The following is an 11500-nucleotide window of genomic DNA, read 5'->3' on the forward strand; positions in this document are numbered from 1 at the left end:
CTCGGGCGGCCTCGCGGCCGTCGGCCTGGCCCTGGCCGCGCTGACGGCACTCGGCCGGTCCACCGGCTACCCGGTCCTCGGCGCCGCGCTCCTGGTCGTGGGCATCGGCGCGGGCTTCTCCTTCACGGTCACCGCCGACGTGATCCTCTCCAGCGTGCCCAGGGAACAGGCGGGCGCCGCCTCGGCCGTCTCCGAGACGGCGTACGAACTGGGCGCGGCCCTGGGCATCGCGCTGCTCGGCTCCATCGTCACGGGCACCTACCGCGACTTCACCGGCCCGGCCGGCACCCCGGCCCAGGCGCACGAATCACTGGGCGCGGCGGTGGAGGCGGCAACACAAATGCCCCCGCACACGGCGGAGGCACTGCTGAACGCGTCCCGCGACTCCTTCGTCCACGGCCTGCACCTGGCGTCGGGCGCGGGAGCGGTGGTCCTCCTGGGAACGGCAGCGGCGGCGTGGTTCTTGCTGAAGGGGCAGAACCTGGACAGTGCCGCGTGAGTGAAGCGCCCCAAAGGGGCGCGGGGCGGTATCGATATGCGGCTCCGCCGCGTGGGCGCGAGAAACCACAACGCACCCGCACCCGAACAACCGGCCGAACTGCCAGAGGCGTTACGCGGCCTTCGCCTTGGTCGCATACATGTCGACGTACTCCTGCCCGGACAGCCGCATGACCTCGGCCATCACGGAGTCGGTGACAGCGCGCAGCACATACCGGTCCCGGTCCATCCCCTCGTACCGGGAGAACTCCATCGCCTCACCGAACCGGACCGTGACCTTGCCGGGCCGCGGAATCCCGGCCCCACCCGGCTGCAGCTTGTCCGTGCCGATCATGGCGAACGGAACGACGGGCGCGCCGGTCATCAGCGTCAGCCGCGCGATACCGGTGCGCCCCCGGTACAGCCGGCCGTCGGGCGACCGCGTGCCCTCGGGGTAGATGCCGAAGACCTTCCCTTCCTCCAGGATCCGACGCCCGGTCATCAGCGCGGCCACGCCGCCGCTCGCGCCGTCCCGGTCCACCGGGATCATGCCGACGCCGGTGAAGAACCACGCCATCAGCCGGCCCTTGACGCCCTTGCCGGTGACGTACTCGTCCTTGCCGATGAAGAACACCTGCCGCTTGGTGACGACCGGCAGCACGATCGAGTCGATGAAGGTGAGGTGATTGCCGGCCAGGATGACCGGCCCGTCGCCGGGGATGTGCTCCACGCCCTCCACCTGTGGGCGGAACATCAGGCGCATGATCGGTCCGAGCACTGCCTTGATGAGCGCGAAGCGGGACAACGGGTCCTCCGATGCCGAGGGGTCGATATGAGTCTGTGCAGGTGAGGACATTACTCGCGGCCACGGGCAGGGCGCACATCGGGTGCGGCCGGTTCACCGAGGTCTTACGAAGTGTTGACGTAGGTTTACCTGCGGTGACGTCACGAGGACGCGCCGTCACACCGCTGCGGCGATGTGACGGAGATCGCGTGACGCCCTCACCCGCTCGGCTGCCCGGTCCGGCCGCGGATACGACGGCCCGTCACCATCCACCTCCCACAGGACATACCGCGTCACCCGCGCGTTCCGGAGGGGTACTCCCTTCGGTCATGTGTACGCCCCTACGATCGGCCCGCACTCACGAGCGGACGGCAGGAGGGCGCTGATGGGCAGCGACCAGGCGAACGAGAAGACACAGGGCACCGGGCGGCGGGCGATCCTCGGCGCGGCGGTGTTCGGCGTGAGCGGAGCGGCCCTCGGGCTGCCGGGCGCGGCCGAGGCCGCCGAGACCCGGCCGGCCGCACCGGGCGGCCGGGGCCTGAAGAGCCTGCCGGTGCCGACGATCATCGGCCACCGGGGTGCCGCCGGCTACCGCCCCGAGCACACCTTCGGCTCCTACAACCTGGCCCTGGACCTGGGCGCGGACGTCGTCGAGGCGGGTGACCTGGTGCCCACCAAGGACGGCCATCTGGTGTGCCGGGACGAGCCGGAGATCGGCGGCACCACCGACGTCGCCTCCCACCCGGAGTTCGCCGACCGCAGGACCACCAAGACGCTGGACGGGGTCGCCACCACCGGCTGGTTCACCGAGGACTTCACGCTCGCCGAGCTGAAGACCCTGCGCGCGGTCGAGCGCATACCGGCCAACCGTCCGCACAACACCCTCTACAACGGGCGCTGGGAGATCCCCACGTTCGAAGAGGTCCTGAAGTGGCAGGACGAGCAGACCCGCAGGCGCGGCAGGCAGGTCTGGATCTACCCCGAGACCAAGCACCCCACCTACTTCCGCAAGCTGGGCCTGGGCCTGGAGGAGCGGGTGGCGAAGCTGCTGCGCAAGTACGGCAAGGACGGCCGCTACTCGCCCGTCATCCTGCAGTCCTTCGAGCCCAGCAGCATCCAGAAGCTGAACCAGCTGGTCGACAACCCGCTCGTGGTGCTGCTCTCCTCGGCGGACAGCCGCCCCTACGACTTCGTCGAGGCGGGCGACCCGCGTACGGTCGCCGACCTGATCACGCCCAAGGGCCTCAGGGAGATCGCCGGCTACGCCCAGGGCATCGGCCCCACCCTGGACCTGATCATCCCGAAGGACGCGAACGGCAACCTCACCAAGCCGACCACCCTGGTCTCCGACGCGCACAAGGTGGGCCTGGTCCTGCACCCCTACACCATGCGCAACGAGAACCCCTTCCTGCCGGCCGAGTACCGCAAGGGCAGCGCGGCCGACGGCTACGGCGACCCCTTCGGCGCCTTCAGGACGTACTTCGCGACCGGCATCGACGGCGTCTTCACCGACAACGCCGACACCGGCCTGCTCGCCCGCGCGGACTTCCTGGCCGGCTGAGCACGTCAACCGATAGTCCTGTAGTCACCTCTTTCGGGGTGACTGTGCGCCGCCCCGGAAACCCCCTCCCGGGGCGGCGCGTCGTTCCGCATATGACGCATGACCTGGTAGCCGCCCTGGGCCCGCTGCTCACCGCCGAGGCCTCGGCCGAGGCATATGCGGCCGGAAGCGAGCCGGGCGACCTGGAACAGGCCGTCTGGCTCCGCCTGCTGGAGCGGCTGGAGACCGAAGGCCCGCCGCCGGACCCGCAGGGCTGGCTGCGCAGGGCCGTCCGCGCCGAGGCGCGCCGCAGCCGCCGTACCACCCGCCGGGAACGCCCGTACGGCGCCGAGCCGGCCGACGGCGCACACACCGACCCCGAGCAGCACGCGCTCACGGCCGCCCGGTACCGCGCCCTGCGCGACGCGGTGCGCCGGCTGCCCGGCCGCTGCCCCCGGCTCATCGAGGCCCTGCTGTCCCCGCAGGACCTGACATACCGGGAGATCGCGGGGGAGTTGGGTATCTCACAGGGCAGTCTCGGTCCGGAACGCTCCAGATGTCTGGGATGTCTGCGCCGATTGCTCACGCCGGAGGTTGCGTCCCGCGAAGTGCGGGGATAGGAGTGAGGGACGACAGGTGATCAGGTGAGCGGGAGGCGTGCGCACATGGGCATGAGCGTGACCATCTCGGTGGCGACCGAGCAGGACGCGGAGCAGATCTTCAGGCTCCAGTACCTGTGCTTCCAGAGCGAGGCGGCGCTGTACGGCAACTACCGCATCGACCCGCTCGTCCAAACCCTGGACTCCGTCCGCCAGGAGGTCGCCTTCGACTGTGTCTTCGTCGCCCGGCTCGGCGAGGAGGTGGTCGGCTCGGTGCGCGGCAAGGTCGGCGAGGACGGCGCGGCCGCCATCGGCAAGCTCTGCGTCCACCCCCGCCTGCAGGGCCACGGCATCGGCGCGCGGCTGCTGCGCGCGGCCGAGGCGGCGCTGGCCGAGGAGCGGGGCGCCACCCGCTTCCGCCTCTTCACCGGCCACCGCAGCGAGGGCAACCTCCGCCTGTACCGCCGCTCCGGCTACGAGACGGTGGGCAGGTCCAAGGGCACGGACGGAGTGGAACTGATCATCCTGGAAAAGCAGGCGGGCACGTACGCGGCTACTGCGTGACGGTGGTGTGCTGCGCCCTCCGCAACCAGTACATCGCGGAGACCGGCAGCAGCACCGGGATGAAGATGTACCCCGCCCCGTAGTACGACCACACGGTCGCGTCCGGGAACGCCGAGCGGTCGACCAGCGTCCACGTACCGACGATCAGCACGCCCGCGAGCTCGGCGGCGCAGCACACCAACGCCGCCCGCCGAGCGGTCTCCCCGCCCCGGACCAGCGTGTACGTGATGAACCCGTACACCACGCCCGCCACCGCCGACAGTGCATAGGCGAGCGGCGCCCGGTCGAACTCCGTGGAGATCTGGTACGCCGACCGCGACACCGCCCCGACCACCATCACGCCGTAGAACCAGACGAGCAGCATGCCCGGCCCGCTGATCAACCGGGCCGGCTTCTCCTCCACCGCCGTCATCTCGGTCTCAGCCTCCCCAGATGTCATAGAGCCGCACCTCCAGTACAGCCAGCACCACACCGCCCGCGGCCACCGTCACCGAGCCCCACTTGGTCCGCTCGGCCAGGGACATGAACCCCGCCGCCGGAACGCACGCGAAAGCGCCCAGCAGATACGCCACGAAGATCGTCGTACCCTGCTCCGGCTTCTCGCCCCGCGCCAGCTGCACGATCCCGACCACCAGCTGGACCACGGCCAGCAGCGACACGACGGCCATGCCGATGAAGTGCCAGTCCTTGGTCGGCTGGTCACGGTAGGCGGCCCAGCCGCACCAGGCGGCGAGCAGCAGCGCGGCGACCCCGGTCACCAGCGTCAGGGCATTGAGCATGCGGTGACCTTATTACGGCCGAAACGGGCGCCGGCCCCCGACCCCGCCCGTAGGCCACAGGGTCTAGACCACACCGTAGGGTCAAGGCATGACGATCCACGCGCACGCCCTTCTCTTCGACAACGACGGCACCCTCGTCTCCTCCCTCGACTCCGTCGAGCGCTGCTGGACCCGCTGGGCCCGCGAGTACGGGATCACCGCCGAGGAGTTCGGGCGCGTGGCACTGCACGGGCGGCCCGCCGCCGAGATAGTCGCCGACCTGCTGCCCGCCCACCTGGTCCCGGAGGCGGTCGCCCGGGTCGAGCAACTGGAGGTGGACGACGTACCTGGCGGCGGCGTACGGCTGCTGCCCGGCACGCGGGACCTCCTCCACTCGCTGCCCGCCGAGGTCTGGGCCGTCGTCACCTCCGCCACCCGGCGGCTCGCCGAGGCCCGGCTGGACGCCGTCGGCATCCTGCCCAAGACGCTGATCGCCGCCGACGACATCACGCGCGGCAAGCCCGACCCCGAGCCCTATCTGCTCGCCGCCCGGCAGCTCGGCGTCGACCCGGCGCACTGCGTCGTCTTCGAGGACGCCCCGGCCGGACTCCAGGCGGGCCGCGCCGCCGGAATGACCACCGTGGCGTTGACCACAACCCACCGGGCGGAGGAACTCGACGCCGACCTCGTGGTGAAGGACCTGTCGGCCCTGTCCGCACTGGTCACCGACGGGGGCGTGGAGATCTCCGTCCGCCGCTGAGCCCCAGGTCCGGGGTGTCCGCCGCTGTCCACCATCCGGACAGCGGCGACCGGTCAGGACCGTAGGTCTGGTTTACTGATCGCATGACCACGACGAGCTGCCGCACCTTTGCGACCGAGGCGACCATGACGCCCGGTGCTCGTTGTATGTGTCGCCTGATGTGCCGAATGTGAGCCTTCCAGAGGGCCCCCGCATCAGCTGAGAGCCTCGCGCCCCGAAGCGAGAGCCGTGGCATGTCCGTGCGCCGCAGTCCGTACGAGACGCACGTCCACTTCCCATGCCTGAACCGCATGCACCCGTGCCCGGGCACACCCACGCCCGCGCACTCGACAGTGACGGAAATCCTGTGATCACCACCTCGGGCCTGACCAAGGTCTACCGCTCCCGCGGCCGCGAGGTCACCGCCCTCGACGGCGTCGATCTCCACGTCCGCGAAGGCGAGGTCTACGGCGTCATCGGCCAGTCCGGCGCCGGCAAGTCCTCCCTCATCCGCTGCGTCAACCTGCTGGAGCGCCCCACCTCCGGCACCGTGACCGTCGCCGGACAGGACCTCACCGCTCTCGCCGGCCGCGGCACGCGCGCCGGCAAGGAGCTGCGCCGGGCGCGCAGCCGCATCGGCATGGTCTTCCAGCACTTCAACCTGCTCTCCTCGCGGACCGTGCAGGACAACGTCGAGCTGCCGCTGGAGATCCTCGGCACGTCCGGCAAGGAGCGCTCGCGCAAGGCGCTGGAGCTCCTCGACCTGGTCGGCCTCGCCGACAAGGCCAGGGCCTACCCCGCCCAGCTCTCCGGCGGGCAGAAGCAGCGCGTCGGCATCGCCCGCGCCCTCGCCGGCGACCCCAAGGTGCTGCTCTCCGACGAGGCCACCAGCGCCCTCGACCCCGAGACCACCCGCTCCATCCTCCAGTTGCTGCGCGACCTGAACCGGCAGCTGGGCCTGACCGTCCTGCTCATCACCCACGAGATGGACGTCGTGAAGTCGGTCTGCGACTCCGCCGCCCTCATGGAGAAGGGCCGGATCGTGGAGTCCGGCACGGTCAGCGAGCTGCTCGCCACCCCCGGCTCCGAGCTGGCCGCCGCGCTGTTCCCGGTGAGCGGCGAGCGCACGGGCGCCGACCGGACCGTCGTCGACGTCACCTTCCACGGCGAGGCCGCGACCCAGCCGGTCATCTCCCAGCTCGCGCGCACCTACACCATCGACATCTCGATCCTCGGCGCCGCCATCGACACCGTCGGCGGCCTGCAGATCGGCCGGATGCGCATCGAGCTGCCCGGCCGCTACGAGGACAACGTGGTGCCGATCGGGTTCCTGCGCGAACAGGGGCTCCAGATCGACGTCGTGGGCCAGGAGGCTCTGCTCGTGAAGGAGGGGGCCAAGTGACCTGGTCCGAGATGCAGCCGCTGCTGTCGCAGGCGTGTGGCGAGACGTTCCGGATGGTGCTCTGGTCGACGCTGATAGCCGTCGCCGCAGGCCTCCCGCTCGGCATCCTCCTCGTCCTCACGGACCGGGGCGGTCTGCTGCAGAACGTCCTCGCCAACAAGGTGATCGGCCAGATCGTGAACATCGGCCGGTCCATGCCGTTCATCATCCTGATGGTCGCCTTGATGAGCTTCACACGCTGGGTCACCGGGACGACCATCGGGACGACCGCCGCGATCGTGCCGCTCGCCATCGGCGGCATCCCGTTCTTCGCCCGGCTGGTCGAGACGGCTGTCCGCGAAGTGGACGACGGTCTCGTCGAGGCCGTGCAGTCCATGGGCGGCAACAGCTGGACCATCGTCCGCAAGGTCCTCGTCCCCGAGGCCCTGCCCTCGCTGATCGCGAGCACCACCACCACGGTCATCGCGCTCATCGGCTACTCCGCCATGGCCGGCACGGTCGGCGGCGGCGGCCTCGGCGACCTCGCCGTCCGCTACGGCTACCAGCGCTTCGAGACCGAGCTGATGTGGATCACCGTCGCGATCCTCGCCGTCGTGATCTCCCTCATCCAGTTCGCCGGCGACTTCGCGGCCCGCTCCCTGCACAGCCGCGGCGGCCGCTCCGGCCCGGCGCCCAGGCTCCGCCTGCTCAAGGCGAAGGAGCCCGCCGCGGCCGACGTCGGCAAGGCCGCCTGAGGCCCTCAAAGACTCCCCGTACACCCATACACGGGGTCGCACCACCCTTAAGGAAAGGCACTTTTCGTGCGTAACACCGCCAAGCTCACCACCGCCGTCCTCGCCGCCGGAGCCCTCACCTTCGGGCTGACCGCCTGCGGCTCCGGCAGCTCCTCCGCCTCCCACGACTACAGCGGCCCGCTCGTCGTCGCCGCGAGCCCGACCCCGCACGCCGAGATCCTGAACTTCGTCAAGAAGAACCTGGCGAAGAAGGCGGGTCTCGACCTGGAGGTCAAGGAGTTCACGGACTACATCACGCCGAACACGGCGACCGAGGACGGCTCGGTGGACGCCAACTACTTCCAGAACCAGCCGTACCTGGACGACTTCAACACCAAGCGCGGCACCCACATCGTGCCCGTCGTCACGGTGCACCTGGAGCCGCTCGGCCTGTACTCCCACAAGGTCAAGAAGGCCGACGCCCTGAAGAGCGGTGCGACCGTCGCCGTCCCGAACGACGCCGTCAACGAGGCCCGCGCCCTGAAGCTGCTCGCCGCGAACGGCCTCATCACCCTGAAGCCCGGCGCCGGCAACGAGGCCACCCCGCAGGACATCGCCGAGAACCCCAAGCACCTCCAGTTCAAGGAGGTCGAGGCGGCCCAGACCCCGCGCTCCCTGGACGACGTGGACGCGGCCGTGGTGAACGGCAACTACGCCATCTCGGCCGGTCTGAAGCCCGCCAAGGACGCCGTCCTGCTCGAGTCCGCCAAGAACAACCCGTACGCCAACTTCCTCGCCGTGAAGAAGGGCAACGAGAAGGACCCGCGGGTCAAGAAGCTCGCCAGGCTCCTCACCTCGCCCGAGGTCAGGAAGTTCATCGAGGACACGTACCAGGGCTCGGTCATCCCGTCCTTCTGAGCCCCCTCGCACATCGACGGGGTCCACTCCCTCACCAGGGGTGGACCCCGTCGTGCGGTTCAGTGGTTTCATGCTGCATGCTGGGCAGTTCAGCAGGCCCTGAAGGTTTTTCAGAAGTTACGGAGCGGCGCATGACTGGCACCTTTCCCAACGTCTCCATCAGCACGGAGCGGTTGGTTCTGCGCCCCTTCGAGGAGTCGGACACCGAGGCCTTCGCCGAGATGATGAACGACGAACTGGTCACCACCTGGACCTCCGTCCCCCAGCCCTACACCGAGGCCGACGCCCGGGCCTGGATCACCGAGATCGCCCCGGCCGAACGCGCCGGGGGCCGTGGCATCGTCTTCGCGGTCGACGAGTTCCTCACCCAGCGCCTCGTCGGCATCGTCCATCTTCAGAACACCGACTGGCGGGTACGCTCGACGGAGATCGCCTACGTCGTCGCGCCATGGGCCCGCGGCGAGGGCTACGCCTCCGAGGCCGCCCTGGCCACCGCGCAGTGGCTGTTCCACGACCAGAAGTTCGAACGCCTGGAGCTGCGCACCGCCGCCGACAACACCGCTTCCCAGCAGGTCGCCCAGAAGATCGGCTGCATCAGCGAGGGTGTCCTGCGGGGCGCCTGGATAGCGCGCAGCAGAACAGCGGAGGGCACATGGACCGACGTCCGCACCGACGTCATCGTCTGGAGCCTGCTGCCGGAAGACCTGGCCGGGACCGGCGAGCAGCTGGCCGACACGGGCGGTTTCACGTCGTACTCCGACTGGAACTGAGCCCCCCGGCCCCACCAGGTACGCTCAGGGAGCCCGCTATGGGCCCGCGCCCCTGACGACCTGCGAAGACCTGGAGAGAAACGACGATGGCCGACCGGGTCACGGTGATCGGCTGGGACGGCTCGCCGCTGACCGACGCGGCACGCGCCGCCCTCGGCGCCGCCACGCTCGTGGCCGGCGCGGCCCACCACCTGGCGCTGCCCGAGGTCCCGCCCACCGCCGAACGCGTCCGCCTGGGCAGCGTCGCGCTCGCCGCCCGCCGGATCGCCGCGCACCGCGGCACCGCCGTCGTGTTCGCCGACGGCGACCCCGGCTACTTCGGCGTCGTACGCACCCTGCGCGCCCCGGAGTTCGGCCTGGAGGTCGAGGTCGTCCCCGCCGTCTCCTCCGTGGCCGCCGCCTTCGCCCGCGCCGGCATGCCCTGGGACGACGCCCAGGTGGTCGTCGCCCACCCCCGCACCCTGCGCCGGGCCGTGAACGTGTGCCGCGCCCACACCAAGGTCGCCGTCCTCACCGCACCCGGCGCCGGACCCGCCGAACTCGGACTCCTGCTGGAGGGCGTGCACCGGACCTTCGTCATCTGCGAGGAACTGGGCACCGAACGCGAGCAGGTCACCGTCGTCACCTCCGACAAGGCCGCCGACCACACCTGGCGGGACCCCAATGTGGTCATCGTCATCGGCGGACCCGTGGGAGCAGGTGAGAGCGGCGGCTGGACCGCGGGGCGCGACCCGGGCGCCGGACCGCGCGGCTGGGTGCAGCCCGACGCGTCGTACGGCGCCGGGCCCGGTGGGGGTCTCGGCGAGGGCGAGACGGAGCTGCTGCGCGCCGCCCAACTGGCCCGCCTCGGGCCCCGGGTCGGCGACCTGGTCTGGGACATCGGCTGCGGCTCCGGCGCGTTCGCCGCCGAGGCCGCGCGCGCCGGAGCGGCTGTCATCGCCGTCGACCGGGACCCGGGCTCCTGCGCCCGGACCGACGCGGCCGCACGCCGGTACGGCGTCCAGCTCCAAGTGGTCCAGGGCACCGCCCCCCACGTCCTGGAGAACCTGCCCGAACCGGACGTCGTCCGGGTCGGCGGCGGGGGAGCGGCCGTGGTCTCGGCGGTCGCCGACCGGCGCCCGCAGCGCATCGTCACGCACGCCGCCACCCGCGACGCGGCCGAACTCGTCGGGCGCGACCTGACCGAGCACGGATACCGGGTCGAGTGCGCGCTGGTGCAGTCCGTCGAACTCGACACCCGCGTCTGGACCGAGACCGAGCGGAGCGTCGCCTTCCTGCTCACCGGAGAATTGCTGCGGCGCGAAGCGCCTCGCTGAGGGGTGGCGGCCGGGCGGCGGGCGGGCCCTTCCGGATCGCGGCCCGTGATCCTGTTGTCGTACTGCGCGCGGTAGGCTGGCCGATCGTTGTGCCACACCGGGCGGCCCGGAACTTCGTTCGCCAATGTCCGGAAAGCACGCCCGTTTTGGGGTGGGTGTGGTACTGCGGAACCGGAGGACGCGCAACGTGGCGCAGTCCACAGCGGGCTGTCGCGGATCATGCTGTCGCGACGGCGTGACGGCCGGGACAATGCCACTGAATGGCTTTGTCGCCTTTTCCGGCGGGTCGTTCGTGCCGCTGGGCACGGACGCTCGTTCTTCACTACGGGCGGTCGGTGCGCCGTTCCGGGTGAGCTGGTCGTAGGAGCACTAAACCGATGGGCGAGGGGTACGCATGACCGACACCGGCCAGGTCCCGGGCGAGGGGCAGCCGGAGAGTGCAGGCATGGTGGAGCAGTCGGGCGCCTCCGCGCCCGGTGCGTACGCCTACCTCTCCGAGGCACCCGCCGAGGACGAAGACCTGCTGCTGCCGGGTGCCCAGGGCGCGTGGGGCAACGAGGTTGCGCCACCCGCTCCGGAACCGGTCGTCGAGGCCGTCCACGAGCCGGGCCCGCACGAGACGGCCGGCCGTGACAGCGGCTCCGTCGACCTCAGCGGCGTCCGCCTGCCGAACCCGGCCCCGGCGCCCATGCCGGCGTCGCCGGTCCTCTCGGCGCCGCAGGAGCAGCCGGCCGCCCCGCAGCAGCCGCGCCGTCCGCTGCACCTCGGCCCGCCGATCCCGAACGTCTCCGCCGGCCCGGTCCGCTCCCTCGCCGACCGCGGCCCGGCCGGGGCGCCGGTACGGCAGCCCGTTCCGCCCACGGCCGGTCCCGAGTACGCCGACGCCCAGCCACTGCGCGACACGGCGCCGCAGAGCGCGG

General features: G+C 71.1%; 12 protein-coding genes and 2 pseudogenes. 11 read left to right on the top strand and 3 right to left on the bottom strand.

Features of this window, described 5'->3' with window-relative positions; genetic code table 11:
- A pseudogene (locus ABT288_RS47225) lies at nt 1-499 on the top strand (MFS transporter); the annotation flags it as partial.
- A gap of 111 nt (nt 500-610) precedes the next feature.
- Here ABT288_RS47225 and ABT288_RS47230 read toward each other — a convergent pair.
- Nucleotides 611-1282 carry a lysophospholipid acyltransferase family protein gene (locus ABT288_RS47230; protein ID WP_351622482.1) on the bottom strand — a complete coding sequence of 224 codons (672 nt, stop codon included), beginning with the start codon at nt 1280-1282 and terminating at the stop codon, nt 611-613.
- A 364-nt stretch (nt 1283-1646) separates the two neighbouring features.
- Here ABT288_RS47230 and ABT288_RS47235 point away from each other — a divergent pair, with 364 nt between their 5' ends.
- The 3 genes from ABT288_RS47235 to ABT288_RS47245 all read left to right on the top strand — a co-directional run bounded on the left by ABT288_RS47235 (nt 1647) and on the right by ABT288_RS47245 (nt 3964).
- A complete protein-coding gene (locus ABT288_RS47235) occupies nt 1647-2822 on the top strand; it encodes a glycerophosphodiester phosphodiesterase family protein (protein WP_351622485.1) in 1176 nt (391 codons plus the stop codon).
- Nucleotides 2823-2914: 92 nt separating this feature from the next.
- Nucleotides 2915-3421, top strand: a complete 507-nt coding sequence (locus ABT288_RS47240) for an RNA polymerase sigma factor (RefSeq protein ID WP_351622488.1) — start codon at nt 2915-2917, stop codon at nt 3419-3421.
- A 45-nt stretch (nt 3422-3466) separates the two neighbouring features.
- Nucleotides 3467-3964: a GNAT family N-acetyltransferase gene (locus tag ABT288_RS47245; protein WP_351622506.1), complete on the top strand. Its 498-nt coding sequence runs from the start codon at nt 3467-3469 to the stop codon at nt 3962-3964.
- On the opposite strand, the gene ABT288_RS47250 is transcribed toward ABT288_RS47245, so the two are convergent.
- Entirely contained in the window at nt 3954-4376 is a 423-nt protein-coding gene (locus ABT288_RS47250; protein WP_351622509.1) for a hypothetical protein, read from the bottom strand. The two genes, ABT288_RS47245 and ABT288_RS47250, sit on opposite strands and share 11 nt — an antisense overlap.
- Before the next feature lie 7 nt (nt 4377-4383).
- On the bottom strand, nt 4384-4743 hold the full coding sequence (locus ABT288_RS47255) for a hypothetical protein (protein ID WP_351021782.1): 360 nt from the start codon (nt 4741-4743) through the stop codon (nt 4384-4386).
- Between the two features lie 88 nt (nt 4744-4831).
- Here ABT288_RS47255 and ABT288_RS47260 point away from each other — a divergent pair, with 88 nt between their 5' ends.
- The 7 genes and pseudogenes from ABT288_RS47260 to ABT288_RS47290 all read left to right on the top strand — a co-directional run.
- Nucleotides 4832-5482 (top strand): HAD family hydrolase, encoded by a 651-nt coding sequence (locus tag ABT288_RS47260; protein ID WP_351622491.1) that lies wholly within the window; start codon nt 4832-4834, stop codon nt 5480-5482.
- Between the two features lie 346 nt (nt 5483-5828).
- Complete coding sequence (locus tag ABT288_RS47265) at nt 5829-6863, top strand: methionine ABC transporter ATP-binding protein (protein WP_351622493.1); 1035 nt, start codon at nt 5829-5831, stop codon at nt 6861-6863.
- A complete protein-coding gene (locus tag ABT288_RS47270; RefSeq protein ID WP_351622495.1) occupies nt 6860-7597 on the top strand; it encodes a methionine ABC transporter permease in 738 nt (245 codons plus the stop codon). The genes ABT288_RS47265 and ABT288_RS47270 overlap by 4 nt, the downstream gene beginning before the upstream one ends.
- Nucleotides 7598-7663: 66 nt before the next feature.
- Nucleotides 7664-8494 (top strand): MetQ/NlpA family ABC transporter substrate-binding protein, encoded by an 831-nt coding sequence (locus ABT288_RS47275; RefSeq protein ID WP_351622498.1) that lies wholly within the window; start codon nt 7664-7666, stop codon nt 8492-8494.
- A gap of 131 nt (nt 8495-8625) precedes the next feature.
- Nucleotides 8626-9264 carry a GNAT family N-acetyltransferase gene (locus ABT288_RS47280; RefSeq protein WP_351622501.1) on the top strand — a complete coding sequence of 213 codons (639 nt, stop codon included), beginning with the start codon at nt 8626-8628 and terminating at the stop codon, nt 9262-9264.
- A gap of 86 nt (nt 9265-9350) precedes the next feature.
- Complete coding sequence (cbiE, locus tag ABT288_RS47285) at nt 9351-10580, top strand: precorrin-6y C5,15-methyltransferase (decarboxylating) subunit CbiE (RefSeq protein ID WP_351622504.1); 1230 nt, start codon at nt 9351-9353, stop codon at nt 10578-10580.
- Between the two features lie 394 nt (nt 10581-10974).
- Nucleotides 10975-11500 (top strand): annotated as a pseudogene (locus ABT288_RS47290) (nicotinate-nucleotide--dimethylbenzimidazole phosphoribosyltransferase); the annotation flags it as partial.

This window comes from Streptomyces sp. NPDC001093 (assembly GCF_040298985.1).
Classification (GTDB): domain Bacteria; phylum Actinomycetota; class Actinomycetes; order Streptomycetales; family Streptomycetaceae; genus Streptomyces.

Coding starts and splice junctions, on each gene's coding strand:
- ABT288_RS47235 (WP_351622485.1), top strand. CDS start 1,647: ATGGGCAGCGACCAGGCGAACGAGAAGACACAGGGCACCGGGCGGCGG.
- ABT288_RS47240 (WP_351622488.1), top strand. CDS start 2,915: ATGACGCATGACCTGGTAGCCGCCCTGGGCCCGCTGCTCACCGCCGAG.
- ABT288_RS47245 (WP_351622506.1), top strand. CDS start 3,467: ATGGGCATGAGCGTGACCATCTCGGTGGCGACCGAGCAGGACGCGGAG.
- ABT288_RS47250 (WP_351622509.1), bottom strand. CDS start 4,376: ATGACGGCGGTGGAGGAGAAGCCGGCCCGGTTGATCAGCGGGCCGGGC.
- ABT288_RS47255 (WP_351021782.1), bottom strand. CDS start 4,743: ATGCTCAATGCCCTGACGCTGGTGACCGGGGTCGCCGCGCTGCTGCTC.
- ABT288_RS47260 (WP_351622491.1), top strand. CDS start 4,832: ATGACGATCCACGCGCACGCCCTTCTCTTCGACAACGACGGCACCCTC.
- ABT288_RS47280 (WP_351622501.1), top strand. CDS start 8,626: ATGACTGGCACCTTTCCCAACGTCTCCATCAGCACGGAGCGGTTGGTT.
- cbiE (WP_351622504.1), top strand. CDS start 9,351: ATGGCCGACCGGGTCACGGTGATCGGCTGGGACGGCTCGCCGCTGACC.